Origin of the sequence: Thermogemmatispora sp. (assembly GCF_019683635.1) — a bacterium.
Classification (GTDB): Bacteria; Chloroflexota; Ktedonobacteria; order Ktedonobacterales; family Ktedonobacteraceae; genus Thermogemmatispora.
Genome location: NZ_JADGIA010000099.1, coordinates 1 through 18,552, shown reverse-complemented (window position 1 = coordinate 18,552; position 18,552 = coordinate 1). Strand labels below are relative to the sequence as shown.

Genomic DNA, 18,552 nt, shown 5'->3' with positions numbered 1-18,552 from the left:
CGCCTGGCCTGGTCAGCCTTCCTGAGCGCTGGCCTGGTCCTGCGGATGCAGTACCTCGCGCAAGGCCCGATCGCGGTTAGCGACAAACTGCCGGGCCAGGCGCGAAGCGGGGGCAATGCCATCCCAGGCGTGGTAAGCGCGCGGATAGACCTGCAGCTCGACGGGGACACCGGCATGGGCCAGGCGCAGAGCGTAGTCAACATCCTCGTCGAGGAAGATCTCGGCTGCGCCAACGGCCATAAAGGCTGGAGGCAGTCCGCGCAGGTCCTGAGCGCGAGCCGCCGCCGCGTAGGGCGAAACCTCGGGACCACCAGCCGCCTCGCCCAGATAGGCCCGCCAGCCGCGCCGGTTATCCTCGCGGTTCCAGATCGGGGCCTCAGCGAACAGCTCCGTTGAGCGCGTCGCGTCGCGATCGTCGAGCATCGGGTAAATCAGCAGCTGGAAGATCAGCGGCACCTCACCGCGGTCGCGAGTTAGCAGGGCCAGCGCTGCAGTCAAGCCACCGCCGGCGCTGGCCCCACCGATGGCCAGGCGCGTCCGATCCACGTCTAGCTCATCGGCGTGTGTAGCCAGCCATTTGAGGGCCGCATAGCAGTCCTCTACTCCTGCCGGAAACGGATGCTCGGGGGCCAGGCGATAGTCGACCGAAGCCACCAGGCAGCCGACGCTCTCGGCCAGGTGCTGGGCCAGCAAATCATCCTGCTCGACGCTGCCGATCACGTAGCCGCCGCCATGAATCCAGAGCAGGCCGGGCAGAGGAGCTGGCTCCCCCTTGGGACGGTAGAGGCGCACCGGCACGGCGGGCGCCCCCTCTGGTCCCGGCACCTGATGATCCTCCTTGAGTATGTTGGGCGAGTCTGGGAAGCTGGCCTTAACCTGCCGCATTGCCTCCTGCAGCAGAGCGCGCGAGGCCGGCAAATTCTCCCAGTTCAATTGCTCCTGAGAGAGAAAGAGCTGCAGAGGGGGGAGCAATTCGGGGTCGTAGACGCGGGTCAGATCCATCTTTGGGTTCTCCACTTTCTTGCGATTCTCGTTGAGGTCCTCACTGGCCCTGTGCTGAACCAGCGCAGGGCGCCAACCGATATGGAGCGAAAGCCATCCTTGCTGCGTGCTCTGGGCGGCCACCGCTCATCGGACGAACGGCCTCCATTGAGAGAAGTAAAGAAGAGGGCAAGCGCCCCAGCGAGCACGGCACTGCGCTCGCCGCTCTGAATGCCCTCCTCAATTGTACATCATTGTCCGGGCTGGCTTGCGTACTCGTCCCGCTTAGCCGGGCTGCGTGCCCAGGATGGTCGTCGAGTGATACTGCAGGATGCCACCGTTGCCGCTGACCAGGATCAGATCGTGTTTGGGTACCTGGCGCTCGCCGCCCTGGCCGCGAGCCTGGATGATGGCCTCCGAGAGCGGAGTGAAGCCCCACATATAGTAGGCCGAGAGCTGGCCGCCGCCCGTATTCGTCGGCAGCGAACCGCCAGGCCCCAGCTTGCCATCGGCCACAAAGGCCCCGCCTTCGCCCTTGGCGCAGAAGCCGTAGTCTTCCAGTGTCACCAGCACCGTATAGGTGTAGCAATCGTAGATCTCGCAGATATCAATATCCTTCAGCTCAATGCCGGCCATGTGCAGAGCTGTCTCGCCCGACTGCCTGGCCCCCGTGTAGATGCCAGGCTCGCGGTCGGCCCGCTCATCTCCCCCAGGAGCAGCCTGGCCCAGACCGAGAATATAGACCGGAGGCTGACGTAGATGGCGAGCGCGTTCGGCAGAGGTGATCACCACCGCGATGCCTCCATTGGAGACCAGGCAGCAGTCGTAGAGGCGCAACGGCTCCACAACGTAGCGCGAGGCCAGATACTCTTCCATCGTCAGCGGCGTCCGCATCTGGGCCGCCGGATTGAGCTGCGCCCAGCGCCGTTGCGCGATAGCGATGGCCCCGAGCTGCTCGCTTGTGGTGCCGAAGAGATGCATATGGCGCCGCGCGGCCAGGGCGTAGCCAGGGATGGGGCCAAAGATACCATAGGCGGCTTGCAAACCCTCCATGCCCCTCAGCGAGAGCAGGTCGGCCCCATAGGCGGCACCAGCGCCCCGCGTTGGCTTGAGAGGCGCGTCGGCAAAGACCAGGACGACGACATTGGCCAGTCCGTGGATGATGGCCATCGTCGCATACTGGATCATGGTGCCCGCCGTTGCTCCGTAGGCGTTCATCACGTTGAGCAGGCGCAGATTCTCCAGACCCAGAGCGCTCTGTAGCCCAAGATGCATCTCGCGCGAGAGATTGGCGTTGATCAGGAGGCCGTCAACATCGGCCTTTGTCAGGCCGGCGTCCTGCAGGGCCAGCTCAACGGCTTCAACGGCGAAGTCGCTGGCGCTGCGCCCGTAGATTTTGCCCATTGCCGTCATACCCAGTCCAACAATGGCGCATTTGCCTTTGATACTCATAAAAGATGTGCTCCAGCTCTTTCTGCTTGTGTGACGAAGATGAGGCACTCTCTGCGGGTCTTCACCGCTGCTCTCCTAGCGTCCCTTCCATTGCGGCTTGCGCTTCTCAACGAAGGCGCGCGGCCCCTCACGGAAATCCTCTGAAGCCAGCAGGAGGCGCAATCGTTCCTGGTCGGCGGCCATTGCCTCCTCGATCGGGCGCCCCAGGCCGGCTAGCACGGACTCCTTAGTCAGGCGCACGCTCAGGGGAGAGCACTCCAGGATCTCGGCGGCCCAGCGCTCCGCCGTCTCGCGCAGCCGTTCCAAGGGGACCACCTCGTTGACCAGGCCGTAGTGAGCGGCCTCTTGAGCGGAGAGCCACTTGCCCGTCAGGAGGAGGCCCATCGCAATCTTCAGCGGAAGCTGCTGCGGCAGGCGATGCATCCCGCCGGCGGCGGCGATCAGGCCGACGCGCGGCTCCGGCAGGGCAAAGCGGGCGTGCTCGGCGGCGATGATCAGGTCGCAGGCCAGAGCCAGCTCGAAGCCGCCTCCAGCGGCCACGCCGTTGACTGCGGCGATGATCGGCTTCGGGCAATGCAGCCCAATCAGGCCACCGAAGTAGACTGGCTCCCCGTCCTGATTTTGACGGCTCGTCAGGGGCGCCTCGCCGCGGGCGGTGGCCTCCGCCGTCGCCTTCAGGTCGTTGCCCGCGCAGAAAGCGCGCTCGCCTGCCCCGGTCAGGATGGCCACCCAGGCCCCTTCATCGGCCACAAAGTCGCGGAAAACCGCCGTCAGCTCCTGGTTGGCCTCGGCGTGCAAGGCATTCATTACCGCTGGGCGGTTGATGGTGATGTAGGCAATATGATCTTTCTTCTCATAGAGCACGTGTTGATAACTTGTCACTGGTGCCTCCTCGCTTCACAAAGGGTCGACTGGCCTGCGAAACGGCTCGCTGGTCTAATGATCGCCATGCGGTCTGGCAGCGGGCCGGAACTTGGGGAGCGTGATCTCTGCGTTGAGCTGCTCAAAGGTGACCTCCAGGGGCATACCGATCCACAACTCGTCGGGCTGGCAGCCGACGATCGTGCTGGTGATGCGCACGCCTTCGACCAGGTCGATGGCGGCGATGATGTAAGGCAGCTCGCCGGCGAAAGCGGGATGATAGAGCTGGTGCATGAGAACGAAGCTGTAGAGGGTGCCTTGTCCGCTGGCCGGGGTCCAGGTCAGGGTGGGACTCCAGCACTCGGGGCAGCGACTCTTGACGGGCCAGAACCAGCGTCCACAGGCCGTGCAGCGCTGCAGCATGAGTTGATGCTCTCTGGCTCCGGCAAAGAAGGGGCGCGAAGCTTCGTCAGGGATGGGAAGAGGCTTGGATGAAGTAGGGGAGGGACTGCTCTCTCCCTTTGTCTGTTGCCGTTCTGTCATCGATCATGGCTCCTTTGCATCAAATCCTCTTTTCCCCTTTGAAGGAGAAGCTGAGTGGGGCCGGCCAGGTAGGCGTGCTGTCTGGTGCACTAGCGCCAGCTCAGCAGCGCGTCGAGAACCTCGATCTCCCCTCCCTGCACGCGCAGCGGGTTGATTTCTAAGGCCTCCAGCTGGCTGCCCAGGGTCTGAGCAAGCTGGCAGAGACGATAGATCACCTCCACAAGCTGCTCCAGATCTGCTGGTACGGTGCCGCGGGCTCCCATGAGTAGGGCCTGTCCCTGTAACTCGGTCAGCAGCAGGCGAATATCCTCGCGTGAAACTGGGAGAACGCGCAGGCTGGTATCCTTCAGGACCTCGACCCAGAGGCCGCCAAGACCTACAGCTAACACCTGGCCCCAAATAGAATCATGCACGATTCCTACGAGGAGTTCTAGCCCACCGCTGCGCATCGGGCTGACAAGGACGCCTTCGATACGGGCTGCGGGAGCGGCACTATGAACCAGGTGCGTTTCTCTCGAATGACAGGGTAGCCACGGCTCACCCTCACGCGACAGAGGCTGAGGGCCGCCAGAGCTGAGGATAGACCGACAGGACAGCCAGAGCTGCTCTGCTGAGTCGTGCGCAGATCGCCCTGGTAATGTTCCTTCCGGTAGAATACTGACAGAAAACCAGGAGCGCTTCGGCAATGCCCTCCACTCCCTGGGAAAAGGCCCTAGGGCCTCCCGTTGCCAGGAATAGAGCCGATTCCCAATACACAAGCGTCCCCCTTTGCTCTATGCTCTTCTCTGTCGATGCCCAGAGACAGCAGGTAACCGCCACTCCCCTCCTCAATCGTGAGTGAGAGCGGGCACTATACCAAACCGCTCGCCGTCTCAGGCCGGGCAAAGGTAAGGCTCCGGTGGCGGCCAGACGGGAGAAGCTCACACGGTCTGGCTAGCTCACTCGCCATCTGCCTGCTGAATCTGGCACCATCCTGGCATCAATGCGGATGCCATTTAGAGGCTTGCTCTGGGTGAGCAGGCTGATTGATGAGCCTGGCAGAGAAGGAAGGAATATCGCCCAATGGCTTTCGTCGCTAGATTGATGCGCACAGGGGCGCTGGCCCTGGGCCTGGCCCTCGTCTGTTTGCTTCTAACCACGGGCGTGGCCACAGCCCACGAGCGCCGTCACGTTGGTCCCTATACTTTCATCGTCGGTTTCCTGAACGAGCCGGCCTACGCGCAGCAGCAGAATAGTCTTGATCTGACCATCTGTAAGGGGAACGACTGTACCTATACCACCAGCCAGCAGAACGGCATGGGGAACATGAGTATGAGCAGTGGCCCGACGCTGGCCAACCCGGTTGTTGGAGCAGAGAAGACCCTCAAATTCGAGGTGCGCTTTGGCTCTGCCGGCCCGCTCAGCGTTCCCATTCAAGCGCGCTGGGGCCAGCCGGGCAAATACGTGGCCTATTTTATGCCCAGCCGTCCCGGCACCTACACCTTCCATATCTTTGGGACGCTGGAGGGCCTCAAGATTGACGAAACCTTTACCAGCGGCCCCAACACCTTCAGCGACGTCAAGGTCATTCCCACCTACCCGGCGCAAACCAGCAGCACTGCCACACCAGCGGCAGCCAGCACTGACCAGCTCGGTGCGGTAGAGAGCCGCGCCACGCTGGCGACCGGCCTGGGAGTGGCCGGGACACTTCTGGGGCTAGGGGGTCTCCTGTTCGCACTCCTGGCCTGGCGCCGCGCCGTCCCTTCTGTAAGCGCGGGTCGCAGCGGCGAGGCGTCCCCGGCAGTAGAGGAGCGCCTGCGCGGCTAAGCCAGGCCGGGCTTATGATCCACGCACTTTCCCTTTCTGGCCTGACATGGTCGGTCAGGCGCTCCAACGCTGGCTCAGCGGAGGTAACGCTGCCAGGGCTGGGGCGCCTGATCCTCCTCTCGCAGTCAAGACGGTCGGTCCACAAGACTATGGATATCCAACGGCAATCTCACTGCCCAAGCAGGATGATTCCCCCCTGGCGAGTGCAGCCGCAGCCAGGTCGCCTTCTCTTCTGGTGGGGGGTGCTCTGCGCGCTGAGCCTGGGGCTGGCCCTCGCTCCACGCAGCGCTCAAGCAGCACCACTGCGGCCTTTGCACGCCCAGTATGACCACAGTATTCCCGCCGCCAATGCGCGCCTGCCCTCCGGGCAAGCACCGCGCCGGGTGACAGTCTGGTTTACCGAGCGCATCGAAGCGGCTTTCAGCGAGCTGCAGGTCTGGAACCAGCGGCGGCAGCGCGTCGATCTCCGCAACAGCCGGGCTGTGCCGGGCGATCCCTACGCTCTGGTCGTTGATCTTCCCCCGCACCTGCCCGACGGCGCTTACACTGTCCTCTTTCACAACGTCTCCGCCGAAGACGGTCACGAGGTCACAGGCAGCTTCGGCTTTGTTGTTGGGGCTGGCCCGCTGCCCTCCAATACTGATGCCCTGCTCAGCCAGTTCGCGCCCACCAGCGCCAACCTCAATGCCTGGAGCGTGAGCGCGCGCTGGCTCAATATTCTCGGTCTCTGCGCCCTGGCTGGCCTGCCCCTTTTTCTCCTCTACGTCTGGCGTCCCGGCGTAGCCCGGATCAGACAACAGGTCGGTGGCCCAGAACTGGCAGCAGCCGAGCGACTGCTGCAACGTCTCAGCAAAGCCTATCTGTTGGCCATTCTGCTGGCCCTCAGCCTTGGCTGGCTGGCCTTCTGGGGCTATCAGAGCTGGATCTTCAGCGGCCTGACCCCCTGGCAACTGCTCAGCAGCCAGAACATGCTCGGCGAGATCGTTCGCAGTCGCTTCGGTATCATCTGGCTTGCTCGCCTGGCCCTGCTGCTGCTGGCCTGGTGCTGCTGGGGCCTGGTGCTGCGCCGCCGACATGGCTGGTGGCAGAGCTGGCCGCTCAAAGGACTGCTACCGCTGATTGGCCTGCTCATGCTCGCCGAGGTCCTCAACTCGCATGCCGCTGCCAGTCGCCAGGCTCTGCTCTTACTGCCGCTTGATCTGCTTCATCTGCTGGCAAGCGCTGCCTGGATCGGCACGCTGCTGGCCCTGATAGTCCTGCTGCCCCCGGCTCTGAGCAAGCTCAGACCGGGCACAGGCGACCGCACCCGGCTGCTGGCCAGCCTGATCAGACGCTTCACCAGGCTGGCGGTGCCATCAGTGTTGCTGCTGGCTCTGGCCGGTGGGCTGGAGGCGCTCTTGCTCCTGCCCTCATTGGCGTCGCTGATCAGCAGCGACTACGGGCGGGCTTTGCTGGGCAAGACTCTGGCTTTTGCCCTGCTCCTCCTGCTGGGGGCCATCAATGGCTTCCTCATCGGGCCGCGTCTGCGACAGCTCGCCCGTCAGCCTGATCGCGAGCGCGGCGCTGCCTCCTTCACCGCCGGACGCCTGCAACGCCTCTTTGTGCGGGCCGTGCGCGGGGAAGGCGTGGTGGCCCTGCTCCTCCTGGTCATCGTGGGGGTCCTGACCTCCCTCAGCCCTCCTGTTTCCAGCGCCAGCGTGACCACCGGAGCCAGCCAAGGCCCTCTACTCTATCAAGGGCGTATGGGCGACCTCAGCTACAGCTTCATCATCAATCCCGGCCAGGTGGGAACCAACACCTTCGCCGTCGATCTGCATGACAGCACAGGGCGCCCGCTCAGCCTTGGACCGAACGATAGCATCCTCCTCCGCTGCACTATGACCGACATGGTAATGGGTATCCAGGAGATCACCCTCAGTCCAGTCGCCGGCCAGCCGGGCCGCTACCGCGCCATTGCCAGCTCCATCAGCATGGGCGGCCACTGGCGGCTCACGCTGATCGTCAGGCGCCTTGGCTTCGACGATGTCAGCGCGACCTTCAATCTGACCATCGCGGCCCCAGCAGCATCTGGCTCCGCTCCCGCTTACGAGGACTTGTCTCGCTGGCCAGGTCTGGCCTCGACCCTTGAAGATGGTGTAGCCTGCTCGGCTGCGGCTCTGGAGGCTGGCGACCTGGGCTGCTGCTGTCCTGCTGTGCGTGGCTGGCCAGTAGAGCGCCTGGCCCGCGGCTGGCGCTGATGCCACCAGCGCCGTACGGCCAGGCAGCCCTCGCCCAGCCAGGTGCCGAGCCATACCGCTGCTAGGCCTCCGCCCAGGCTCAGGAGCAAGTACAGCCCTGCCTCCAGCCAACGCCCGGCAGCCAGAAGCAGGACATCCCCCAGCGCCAGGCTGCTGAAAGTCGTATAGGCGCCCAGGAAGCCGACTGTGATCAGCAGACGGCGGGTCGGCCCGATCAGAAAAGTGGCCTCTGCCAGCATCGTTGCCAGCGCCAGGGCGAGAGCGCCGCTCAGGTTGATCAGCAAAATATCGTACGGCCAACTCTTGCCAAACCAGCCTTGCAAGAGCGGACTGAGCCAGGCTCGTGCCAGCGTTCCACAGAAGCCTCCCAGCACAACCGCTCCCAGGCGCCGGCGAGCCGAAAGCACTTGAGCCACTAGAGCCACCTCCCCACGGCCAGGCCGAGGGCCGCAGCCAGCAGGCCCAGCAAGACACTGCCAACCAGATAGAGCAGGCCCAGCCAGCCGCTGCCGCCACGTAGCAGCTCAACCCCTTCCCAGCTCATCGTACTGAAGGTGGTGTAGCCTCCCAGAAAGCCAGTAGCCAGCACACTCTGCAGGGCCGTACTGATCACATGTTCAGCCGCCAGCCCGAATACCAGCCCAATAGCAAAAGCTCCCGTCAGGTTAATCACCAGCGTTCCCAGCGGAAAAGCCGTCGCCACCCGCTCGGCAATAAAGCGCCCAAGCACGTAACGGCTCAGCGCTCCCAAAGCTCCCGCCAGTCCTGTGGTCACCAACTGCCCAAAGACTGCCAGGGTCATCGTGGCCGCTCCTGCTCCTGCCAGGCCGGCGGAAAGACCATCGTCACCGGCGTCAGCGTCATCAGACCACGGGCCACCATGTCCTGGAGCACAGGCAAGAAGCGCTCGATCTGCTCCTCACTGTCCACCAGCTCTATCAAGAGGGGCAGATTATCGGCGATATCGGGCAGGCGCTCGCTGACCAGGTGATGATCCGGTCCAAAGCCTTCAATTCCGCGTAAGACGGTAGCCCCAGCCAGCTGATGACGCTGGGCCGCTTCCAGGATGGCTCGATAGAGAGGCCGGCCCTGCCACTCCTCGGCCTCACCCACAAAGATCCGCAGCCGTTTCCCTGCCCTGGAGAGCGGCTGCTCATGGACTATTCCGAAACCAGAACCGTTATGCAACATCGTCACCATCTTCCAGCAGGACACGCAGCAGATCAGAGCGACCCACGATCCCGACAAGGCGCCCGTCGTCTTCCACAACCGGAAGCACCTTCCGACCTGTTCGCATCATCAAAGCAATGGCCTCCGAGACAGTGGCCGTAGCAGGCACGGTGACCACGGTGCGATTCATGACATCCCCCGCGCGCCCGCTACGAGGCATCTGAGGACCCAAAGGAGCACCAGAGGCCTGCTGCTCTCGGCCTCGTGCCAGTCCGCTCAGCCAGACCAGGAGGCGGGGACGCAGCTCTTCCTGCAGGTGTGCCAAGACATCGACATCGCTGATGATCCCCCGGACGTGGTTCCCATCGTCAACGACCACTACGCGCTTAAGCGGAGACTGCAGGAGGGCCTCAAGTACCTCCGCCAGCGAGGCATCTTCGTGCACGGTGGCCACGGCAGGCCGCAGATAGTCCCTGACCAGCGCCGAGACCGCTGATCTATCCTCTGCCGTTGCTAGCTTGTCCCTGGGCACTGGCTCCCTCTCCTCGGCGTCGCTCGCCAGGGGACTGGGAGTCACCGCGCGCAGCAAGTCTGTGCGCGAGAGCATGCCAACCAGATGCTGATCGCGGTCCACGACTGGCAAGCGACGCAAGCCTGTCTCCACCATGAGGCGCGCCGCCTCACGCAGCGATTGCTCAGGGCGCACCGTACGCACCTGGCGATTCATGACATCTGCTGCCGTGCGCGCGCTCTGCTCCGCCTGCGTCAAAGGGGTGCGCATCTGCTGGGCAGTTGCCTCATCGAGGGCGAGCGCCGTGCGTACCAGGCCGCGGCGCAGCGGCAGGGCACCCGACCTGATCAGGTCACCGGTGGTAATGAGGCCGAGGAGATGCCGCTCACGGTCGACTACTGGCAGGGCGCGGAAAGGCGCCCTCAATAGGAGCGCGAGCACCTGGGCCAATGGCGTTTCCGGTTCGACGGTAATCAGACTGGTGACCATCGCCTGGCGCACCGGGCGATGGGCTGGTAAGCCCGCTAGCAGGGTTGGCGTCGCCTGAATCACCTCGGTCTCGTGCAGGGTGATCAGCCCGCCGCGCAGCATGGCGCTCAGGCGTGGGAGAAGGCGCTCAAGGCGCGCTGGTTGATCGATTACCTGGATCACGATCGTGGCATCCGAGGACCAGCGTAGACCCTGACCGGCATGCAGACGCGCACTGGCACCATAGCCAGCCACCGCGCGCATGGCCGTGGCACCGGCACAGCCCTCCTCGCGCAACAGCTGCAGCATGGCAACATAGAGCGGCTGCCCGTGCCACTGATCCGATTCGCCAAGATAAATGGTAAGAACATGGGCTTTTCCCGGGCGCACAGTTTTTCCTCTCTGGTCTTGCTCTGCTCTTCCTGCGTATCCTCTCGATGATCGTCGTTTCTCTCAACAGCCTGGGATGAAGAAGCAATAAGCGCTAATCTTAGCGCATCGCCAGGTCTTGTTTACAGGATAGCATAGAGCGAGGGTCGGAGGCAACGCCATCTCACCCTGGGAGCCTCAACAGCCTGTCTGGCCTGATGTATCCTTTCCACCTGGAGGAGAATGGACAAGAATAGTCTCAGAGAGAGGAAAAAGCGGAGGGTCTTGTCGCTCAATGACTGCCCCCATCCTGAATCGGCGCCAGCTCAATCGCGCCACGCTGGCTTGTCAGTGGCTACTGGAGCGGGTAGCGGTTTCGCCGTTGGAGGCCAGTGAGCATCTGATTGGCCTGCAGGCGCAGCTGCCTGCGCCGCCTTTTATAGGACTCTGGACGCGTCTACGTCATTTTCGTCAGCGAGAGCTGCTTGATCTCCTCCAACGGAGGAAGATCGTCCGTGCCACCCTGATGCGTGCCACCCTGCATCTAGTGAGTGCTGCCGACTATGTACGCTTCCGTCCGGCTTTGCAGCCAGCCCTCACACGCTCGTTGCAGTCCTTCTTTCGTCGTGGAGGCGATCCAGCGGTCCAGAGCGCTGTCCTGGAGGCGGCGCGCAGCCTTCTGCAAGAAGGCCCCTCTACCTTCGCGGCGCTCCGTCAGCGTCTGGCCGAGCGTTTCCCTGAGCTGGCGCCTGCCTACATTGCCTATCTGGTGCGCATGCAACTTCCGCTTGTTCAGGTACCTGATCAAGAGCCGTGGGGCTTCAGCACTAACCCGCGCTATGCGGACGCCTCCGACTGGCTCCGCGAAGAAGGAGAGCCGTGGCCTCCTGAAGAAGGAATGAGCCTGCTTGTGCGGCGTTACCTGGCGGCCTTTGGGCCAGCCAGCCTCAAAGACCTGCAGACCTGGTCGGGTCTGACGGGCCTGGCCTCGCTGGTCCGCTCACTACGCGCTGATCTCTGCCTCTACCGCGATGAGCAGGGCCAGGAACTCTTTGATCTCCCAAACCAGCCATTGCCGCCGGAGGACCTGCCCGCCCCGCTACGCTTCCTGCCTGAATTCGATAATCTGCTGCTCGCTCATGCCGATCGCGAGCGTATCCTGCCCGCTGCCTATCGCCGGGCTGTTCTCTTACCACCCGGGCGCGTTTTGCCTACTATTCTTGTCGACGGCTTCGTCGCCGGCACCTGGACCGTTCAACGCCAGCGTGACCGGCACAAGCTCCTCATCACGCCGTTTGTCTCGTTAGCGGCAGGTCAGCGCGATGAACTTGTAGCCGAAGGTGAGCGCCTGCTGGCCTTTCTCTCCCCTGAAGCTGAAGCTGAGCGGGCTGAGGTAGAGATCCTATAGCCTTCCTGACTGGCTAGCCCAGCCAGATCGGCTCAGGCCAGGCCGACCCGGCTCTCCGTTGCCTGCTCGGAGTGAGAGGCCCTTATTGTGAGAAGCGGGCCCGCAGCAGCAGCTGAACCAGCCGGTAGGACCCTGCTGCCAGCACTATCAGGCTGCTGATAAGGGTCAGATAGGCGCCTGGTCCGGCCACAATTGCTAACTCTGCATTCGCTGGGGAGGTCCCAAGCAAATCTTCAAAGGAGAGCAACCCCTCCAGGCGGAAACAGATGCCAAGCGTATAGACAGCGATCGCCAGAGCGAATGCGCCCGTGATCAGGGGAAGCGCCGGCAACCAGACAATCAAGCGCGGATTATTCTTCAGCAGCCACGGCTCGCCGACGAGGAGCGTCGCCTGCAATATCAGCGCCAGGAATGGCAACCAGGTCATAAGCCCAATCTGTGCGCCACTAACGGCAAACTGCGATGGCAAGAGAGGCTCAAACCCTTGCAGCTCAATCCAGGGCAAGAAAAAGCCGAGCAGGCAGGCCGCACAGCCCCCAATCATCACCATACTCGCCTGATCACGCCGCAAGGGCATGATACCGTGGGCGACCAGAGTCCTGAGTGGCCACTCGGGCTGCGTACGGGCAGGACCAGAAACCATCTGGCTCCTGGCGGTAGTTGCTGACCCGGCTGGCGGCCTGGGGGTACCAGTGCCGGTGCCACTCGTGAGCGAAGCAGGGGGCTGCGACTGACGAGAGGGCGTTGCCTCTGAGGGCAGTTTCCGATCTGCCCGATTCGCAACCTCCTGGATGGCGGATGATGATGGGGTTTGCTCGCTCTCGCTGGCCACAGCGGTAGGGGGAGTAGTGGTTGAGGCTGGTGTGGCAGCAGGCAGGGGCTGACCACACTGCTGACAGTAAGATGCCTCCTCGATATTAGCGGTGCCGCAGTGAGTACACAACATGGTTACACTTCCTTGGTAAGCATTTTCTGCATCTCTCTATTCCAGCAACCTGTCAGCTAAAGAAGGAAAGCTAGAAAGACATGTAAATCGTATTTTGTCGATCTAAAGTGCATATGACGCGCTCTGGCTGTGGACGGGGGAGCAAAGTGAGCGTGGAGAGACAATAGAGATACCTTCCCCACGACGACAAGACAGCCGGGCGATCTGCCACAAAGGCTCAAGACACTACCCGTTCCGCTCTGAGCAGCTCGCTGGCGTCTGCCCTTCCATCGCGGTAAGCATCAGTAGTGTTTTTTGATAATATCATCTGCTTGCTGCTTTGTCAATGCAGTGAAGAGAAAGAGCGCTTTCGAAGCTAGGAGTGCAAAATCTCCGAATCATTCTTTGCTAACAGGCGTTGCTGGCCAGACCCTCGCCAGGCGATAGCATTCTCCATCTTCAATGGCAGCGGAAGACGACAGAGAAGATCGCCGAGTTCTTCTAGCTATCCGCGTTGAGCCAGGAAAAACTCGGCGATAGAGGAATCGTCTTAGAGAAATAGCGAGTCGGAAGGCATCATACTACCCTAGAAACCTATGTCGAGGGTGGCAGACATGTCCTGGCGAAGAGCTGAAGAGACTCAGGATTGGTGGCGGCATCGACGAAGCGAATAATCAGTTCCTGCACTCCCAAGGCTTCGTACTCTGCAATGCGTGCGCGGATAGTCTCCGGTGTCCCAATCAGCTGTGTGCGGCGCAGGTGCTCCAGATTGGCGCGCTGCTCGGGGCGCAGCTTGGCCACCGCCTCCGCCTCGCTCTCAGCAATGGCGCACTCATCGATAATGACCGTGCGCCAGATACTCTCATAATCGCGTCCCACGGCCTCACAGTGCTGACGCAGCACCGCGAGCTTATGACGGACCGTCTCCACATCGCCACCCAGATTGCAGGCATCGCCGTAGAGGGCCACCAGGCGCAGCGTCACCTTCTCACCGCTGCCGCCGATCAAGATTGGAATATGGGGCTGCTGCACGCCTTTAGGCTGATTAATGGCCCCGCGCACCTGATAGTAGCGGCCCTCGAAAGAGGCCTCTTCCTGGGTCCACATAGCCAGGAGCACCTGGAGCGCCTCGCCCAGGCGAGCCAGGCGCTCGGCAGTGGGAGGGAACTCATAGCCGTAGGCGTGATACTCCTGCTCATACCAGCCGGCCCCAAGCCCCAGAATCAGGCGCCCGTGACTCAGCACATCAACCGTGCTGGCCATCTTGGCCAGCAGGGCTGGATGGCGATAGCTATTGCAGGTCACAATCTGTCCAATACGGACACGCTGCGTATCGCGCGCCAGGGCGGCGGTAGACATCCACGCTTCGAAGGTTACTTCTTGTGTGGGAACAGGGACCGTGTGAAAATGGTCGTAGAGCCAGATCGAGCGGAAGCCGAGGGCCTCCGCCTCACGAGCGACTCGTGTCATGGCCTCATAGGCGTCCACGGGATCGGGAAAATCCACCAGATCCAGGCGCCAACCTTGCGGGACAATTACCCCGAACTGCATGACCTTCTTGCCTCTCCTTTCTTTCTCATAGCACTCACGATTATGGCGCGCACAGCAGCAGGTCCGCTCTCGGGTGAAGGGCGGACCTGCCTGAGAAGATCTCTCAAGTTTGGTTGAAGTGGGGACCAGTCGATGGCTCTGGGCCTTGTCCATCCTCGCCCTCGGGCGCGGGTGCAGGGGACGCCTGGCCTGTAGTCGGGGCCGCGCCCGAGCCTGGGGTGGCCGGCGTAGCCGTTTGGGCAGGCGGGGCAGGCGGAGGCTCCTCGCTAATGGTCACGCCCTGCAATAGCAGAGCGTTGGGCAAAGCGATCAGGCGGCGGCTGCCATCCTCGGCCTGGACCTCTAGCGTCGTATAGGCCCCGCTCGTCGTCTGCAGCGTGCCGCTATAGTCGCCCAGCGTCAGCCGCTGGCCGCGTCGAAACTGCTGCCGCACATAGTAGCCGGCGATCACATGACGGGCCACCTCGCGCGTTCCCAAAGCGAACGTCAGCGCAATGGCCAGGCCCGCCGCGGCCACAATGATCGTCAGGCTTGTAGTGAGCAGCGTCGTCTCAACACCGAGCGTCGCCAGAGCCAGCACACAAAGGAAGGCTACGACCGTATACTCGATCAGCCTGCCCAGCGCGCTCGCGTAAGTAATATTCACATTGCGCGCCACCGCTGTCACTGTATTCCCCAGCAAGCGGGCCAGGAGCGAGCCGAGCAAGAGCAAGAGGGCGGCACTGATAGCCCGGGGCAAGAAGAGCAGGACGGCCTGGAGGAGGGCCGCCACCGGGGTCAGTCCCATCAGCTCCACAGCCTGGATCGAGAAGCTCAGCAACAAAAAGAAAAAGACCAGCTGGGCCAGCAGCTCGCTCAGAGGAATGCGGATGCCAAGTGCTGCCAGCGAGCGCCTCAGCCCGATACGTTCAAAGAGCGCCTCCAGCCGCATCTGACGGAACAGAAAGCGCAGGAGCCAGCGCACCAGCCAGCTCAGCAGATAGCCAACCAGCAAGACAATGAGACCGTTCACCAGGCGAGGAATGAAGGCCAGCAGGCTGGTCCCCACGCTCAGCAGTGACTGCAATAACGGTTGCAAGCTCATAGAAAACCACCGCCTCCGCTGGGCACCATCACGAGGGATGCGTCTGCAGGCGCAGAACGCCTGTGGTTGGATCGAGCAAGGCCCCGAGCAAGTTGATCAAGTCGATCAGCCATTGTAGTAGCGTCTGAGAAGAGAGATCGAGCAATTCCAGCCCGCTCTGCTCCGTGTGAATACGCGCCAACAGGCGCCGCTCGAAATCTGGCGGGAGGCGCAGACCAGCATATTCAGCCTGAAGTGCGCTCAGTAAGGTTCTCACCTGACGCACAAGCTCTAGCTCGCGCTGGCACTCTGGACAGTCAGGCAGCGCGGCCTCGGCCTCGGCTTGCAGCGCCGGCGGCAGCGTCCCCTCCGCGAGGTCCGGCAGCAGCCGCGACAGCTCTTCACAGTTCATAACAGGTGTTACTCCTCTCGCTTTTGGTGACGATTCTTCTGCTTCTGGGTTGAAGATAGGACCTGATAGATCTTTCCGCAAAATTCGCCGAAGAGTTCTTTGAAAGCCAGGCGCGCGCGGTGAACACGCATTTTCACCGCACTCAACTTGGCCTGCAGGACCTGAGCCAGCTCCTCATAGCTCATATCTTCCAGATCGCGCAGCAGCAGGACTCGCACCTGCTCGCGATCAAGGCGACGCAGAACGCGGTTGATGCAGTCGCGCAGCTCGCGCCGCAGGACCAGCTCCTCGGGCGCTGGCCCCGGTGCCGGCAGCTCGCTGAGATTGATCTCGCCAGCCTCTCCTGATGCCTGGGAGCGAGTGCGAGCGCGACTGATCTGGATCGTCTGCTGTCGCTGCCGCTGAGTACGCTCCAGCGCATCCAGGGCGGTATTCGTGGCAATGCGGTAGAGCCAGGTTGTAAAGGCACATTGCATATCGAAGCGCGGCAGCGCACGGTAGACCTTGAGAAAGACCTCCTGGGTCAGGTCCTCGGCCTCCTCATTGTTGTTGACAATCTTATAGACGAGCGTATAGACGCGCTGCATATGGCGAGCCACCAGCACTTCAAAGCTGCTGGTGATCTGGGGAAGCTCCTCCTTGCAGCGCCGCACCAGCGCCTCATCCGAGAGCGTTGTCTCTCGTTCCAAAACATCGATTGGCATTGTTCGGCACTCAAGCAAAGGCAGACTAATAAAGGCTTACCTTACCAGGCGAGATCGAGCGAATTGACGAAGCGGCCCCTCCCCCTTCTGGCATGCAGTAGGGCCACTGCCGGTTTCATCTCCCGTACCACTCTCTCATCCTCACAAAGCAGCTGAGGCCGGTCGGTCACTCTTCCCTGGCTTATCACCTTCCCCAGCTCAGGCTGTTTACTCTGCAGCCAGGCGTGCTTCATTATAGAGAGCTGCCACCCTCCTGTCCAGTAATGGCGGTCGGGCGCGGCTGGTCAGCTCAGCCAGGTCCGCTTTGACCTGGCTCTGATAGCACTCGCTGTGAGCTGACGACTCAGGATCTGAAGTGAAAGCCGAAAATCACCCCTTCTCTACCCTCATCGTTATCTCATCATCACCCTAGACTGCTATACCTTAAGATAGCCGCGTGTAGAGCGCGTCACTCGCGTGGTCAGAGTGTCCCTGAAGAGAGGCGTTGAAAGGTGTTTGGGTATGCAGCGCTTGCGCCGTGTGGTCTATAATACCCTGATCTCGCTGGGGGGCCAGGTCATCACCTGGACCTCGACTCTGCTGCTGACGATCGCTTACGGGCGCTTCCTGGGCGACGTCAAGTTCGGAGAGCTGTATTTCGCGACGACGCTCGCCCTCCTGGTCGGCTTCCCGATGGAACAGGGCTTTAACCAGCAGCTGACGCGCGATGTTGCCCAGGAGCCGGGGCGGGCTGTGCGCTATCTGGCGAATACTCTGCTCATCAAGGCCGTTGCCTGGGGCTTGCTCTATGCCTTGCTCCTGCTCATCCCCTGGCTGCTAGACTACGATCGCGAGGTGCGCCTGCTCGTGATGATCAGCGGGTTGACGTTGCTCTGGACCGGCATGGGAACGGCCTTTGCTGCCGCGCACTATGCCTTTGAGCGCAATGTGGCTCCGGTGGTGGGCACGATCCTGGAGAAGGCTTCTTCGGCCCTTCTTGGCTACCTCCTGCTCAAAAATGGGGCCGGGGTAATGGCGATGGCCTGGGTCCTCTGCGGTGGCTCGCTGCTAAATATGCTCTGGCAGGCCCTCTGCTTCTTTCGCTGGATTGGCTTCCGTCCCCTCTGGGATGGGGCAACGATCCGCCTGCTGTTGCGTTCCAGCCTGCCTTTCCTGATCTACGGCGTGCTGGGGGTCCTCTACTATCGCCTCGACGTGGTCCTGCTCTCCTTCTTGGGTAACGACGCTATGGTCGGCTGGTATGGGGCTGGCTATCGTCTCTTCGATACCCTGAATTTCCTGCCCAGTCTGGTGATCGCCGCCATTATGTACCCCGTTTTTTCGAAGTTGGCCGTGCAATCGCAGGATTCTCTGCGCCTGGCGATCGAAAAGTCCCTGAATTTCTTGCTCTTTTGTAGCATTCCAACTGCAACGCTGATGGTGGTGGCCGCCCCTAACATTATCGGCTTTCTCTACCATCGCCCTGAGTTTGTGCATACCTTCACGGTCCTGGAGTTACTGGCCCCCGGCCTGGTCTTTCTCTATGTGAATATGGTCCTCAGCACGATCCTGGTAAGCATTCATCAGGAGCGCAAAATGACGCTGATGGCTGGGGTGGCTCTGGTCTTTAACCTGTCCCTCAATCTGGTGCTGATCCCGCTCTACCAGCAGAATGGGGCGGCCCTGGTGACCTCGCTGACGGAACTCCTCTTTATTGGGCCATTTCTGGCCTTTATCCCCCGCGCCTTGTGGCCACGGGCAAGCCTGAAGGTGGCTCTGAAAGCCCTGGGGGCCAGCTTGGTCATGGCTCTGGTGATCTGGCTCTTGCGCCAATGGTCGATTCTGGCCCTCTTACCGGTAGCGATAGTTGTCTATCTGGCAGCGGCGACTGTGCTGCGGACGATCCCGCGCTCCGATTTAGGGGCGCTCGTTGAGGCGGTGCTCCGTCGTCGCAGCAAGGGCGGGGAAGAGCCGGTGGCGGAGGGGCTGCTGGCTCCAGAGGCTCTGGTAAGGGCAGAGAGTGAACAGAGGAATGAGGCAGGGGCCGGTGAGGCTCTTGTTCCGGCTGAGGATGACGAAGAGACTGAGCGGCTGCCAGTGGTCCGGCGCCTG

At 62.1% G+C, this 18,552-nt stretch carries 17 protein-coding genes and 1 pseudogene; 4 read left to right on the top strand and 14 right to left on the bottom strand.

What is annotated here, in order from left to right:
* Positions 1-12: 12 nt before the first annotated feature.
* The 5 genes from IRZ31_RS12305 to IRZ31_RS12285 all read right to left on the bottom strand — a co-directional run bounded on the left by IRZ31_RS12305 (position 13) and on the right by IRZ31_RS12285 (position 4,523).
* The gene (locus IRZ31_RS12305; RefSeq protein ID WP_297154072.1) at positions 13-1,002 is read right to left on the bottom strand and encodes an alpha/beta hydrolase; all 990 of its coding nucleotides are present in this window, start codon (positions 1,000-1,002) and stop codon (positions 13-15) included.
* A 264-nt stretch (positions 1,003-1,266) separates the two neighbouring features.
* The gene (locus tag IRZ31_RS12300; RefSeq protein WP_297154070.1) at positions 1,267-2,433 is read right to left on the bottom strand and encodes a thiolase family protein; all 1,167 of its coding nucleotides are present in this window, start codon (positions 2,431-2,433) and stop codon (positions 1,267-1,269) included.
* Positions 2,434-2,508: 75 nt separating this feature from the next.
* The gene (locus IRZ31_RS12295; RefSeq protein WP_297154068.1) at positions 2,509-3,315 is read right to left on the bottom strand and encodes an enoyl-CoA hydratase-related protein; all 807 of its coding nucleotides are present in this window, start codon (positions 3,313-3,315) and stop codon (positions 2,509-2,511) included.
* 54 nt (positions 3,316-3,369) lie between these two features.
* Entirely contained in the window at positions 3,370-3,837 is a 468-nt protein-coding gene (locus IRZ31_RS12290) for an OB-fold domain-containing protein (protein ID WP_297154066.1), read from the bottom strand.
* Between the two features lie 89 nt (positions 3,838-3,926).
* Complete coding sequence (locus tag IRZ31_RS12285) at positions 3,927-4,523, bottom strand: acetate--CoA ligase family protein (protein ID WP_297154064.1); 597 nt, start codon at positions 4,521-4,523, stop codon at positions 3,927-3,929.
* 376 nt (positions 4,524-4,899) lie between these two features.
* On the opposite strand from IRZ31_RS12285, the gene IRZ31_RS12280 reads away from it, so the two are divergent.
* Positions 4,900-5,643 carry a hypothetical protein gene (locus IRZ31_RS12280; protein ID WP_297154062.1) on the top strand — a complete coding sequence of 248 codons (744 nt, stop codon included), beginning with the start codon at positions 4,900-4,902 and terminating at the stop codon, positions 5,641-5,643.
* A gap of 185 nt (positions 5,644-5,828) precedes the next feature.
* Entirely contained in the window at positions 5,829-7,880 is a 2,052-nt protein-coding gene (locus IRZ31_RS12275) for a copper resistance protein CopC (protein ID WP_297154060.1), read from the top strand.
* A gap of 47 nt (positions 7,881-7,927) precedes the next feature.
* On the opposite strand, the pseudogene crcB (IRZ31_RS21385) reads toward IRZ31_RS12275, so the two are convergent.
* The 4 genes and pseudogenes from crcB (IRZ31_RS21385) to IRZ31_RS12260 all read right to left on the bottom strand — a co-directional run.
* Positions 7,928-8,254, bottom strand: a pseudogene (gene crcB / locus IRZ31_RS21385) (fluoride efflux transporter CrcB); the annotation flags it as partial.
* Between the two features lie 41 nt (positions 8,255-8,295).
* A complete protein-coding gene (crcB, locus tag IRZ31_RS12270; protein ID WP_297154058.1) occupies positions 8,296-8,682 on the bottom strand; it encodes a fluoride efflux transporter CrcB in 387 nt (128 codons plus the stop codon).
* Complete coding sequence (locus IRZ31_RS12265) at positions 8,679-9,071, bottom strand: DUF190 domain-containing protein (protein WP_297154056.1); 393 nt, start codon at positions 9,069-9,071, stop codon at positions 8,679-8,681. Before IRZ31_RS12265 ends, crcB (IRZ31_RS12270) begins: the two co-directional genes overlap by 4 nt.
* Positions 9,061-10,419 (bottom strand): DUF190 domain-containing protein, encoded by a 1,359-nt coding sequence (locus IRZ31_RS12260; protein ID WP_297154054.1) that lies wholly within the window; start codon positions 10,417-10,419, stop codon positions 9,061-9,063. Before IRZ31_RS12260 ends, IRZ31_RS12265 begins: the two co-directional genes overlap by 11 nt.
* A gap of 274 nt (positions 10,420-10,693) precedes the next feature.
* Here IRZ31_RS12260 and IRZ31_RS12255 point away from each other — a divergent pair, with 274 nt between their 5' ends.
* Positions 10,694-11,806 (top strand): winged helix DNA-binding domain-containing protein, encoded by a 1,113-nt coding sequence (locus tag IRZ31_RS12255; protein WP_297154052.1) that lies wholly within the window; start codon positions 10,694-10,696, stop codon positions 11,804-11,806.
* Between the two features lie 82 nt (positions 11,807-11,888).
* On the opposite strand, the gene IRZ31_RS12250 is transcribed toward IRZ31_RS12255, so the two are convergent.
* From IRZ31_RS12250 to IRZ31_RS12230, 5 genes are all read right to left on the bottom strand, one after another.
* Positions 11,889-12,752: a zinc ribbon domain-containing protein gene (locus IRZ31_RS12250; protein WP_297154050.1), complete on the bottom strand. Its 864-nt coding sequence runs from the start codon at positions 12,750-12,752 to the stop codon at positions 11,889-11,891.
* A gap of 573 nt (positions 12,753-13,325) precedes the next feature.
* Positions 13,326-14,282 carry an LLM class F420-dependent oxidoreductase gene (locus tag IRZ31_RS12245; protein WP_297154048.1) on the bottom strand — a complete coding sequence of 319 codons (957 nt, stop codon included), beginning with the start codon at positions 14,280-14,282 and terminating at the stop codon, positions 13,326-13,328.
* 103 nt (positions 14,283-14,385) lie between these two features.
* Entirely contained in the window at positions 14,386-15,366 is a 981-nt protein-coding gene (locus IRZ31_RS12240; protein WP_297154047.1) for a hypothetical protein, read from the bottom strand.
* A 28-nt stretch (positions 15,367-15,394) separates the two neighbouring features.
* Positions 15,395-15,757 (bottom strand): zf-HC2 domain-containing protein, encoded by a 363-nt coding sequence (locus IRZ31_RS12235; RefSeq protein ID WP_297154045.1) that lies wholly within the window; start codon positions 15,755-15,757, stop codon positions 15,395-15,397.
* Between the two features lie 8 nt (positions 15,758-15,765).
* Positions 15,766-16,461, bottom strand: a complete 696-nt coding sequence (locus tag IRZ31_RS12230; RefSeq protein ID WP_297154043.1) for a sigma-70 family RNA polymerase sigma factor — start codon at positions 16,459-16,461, stop codon at positions 15,766-15,768.
* Between the two features lie 501 nt (positions 16,462-16,962).
* Here IRZ31_RS12230 and IRZ31_RS12225 point away from each other — a divergent pair.
* On the top strand, positions 16,963-18,552 hold a 1,590-nt coding region (locus IRZ31_RS12225; protein WP_297154041.1), incomplete at its 3' end, for a flippase.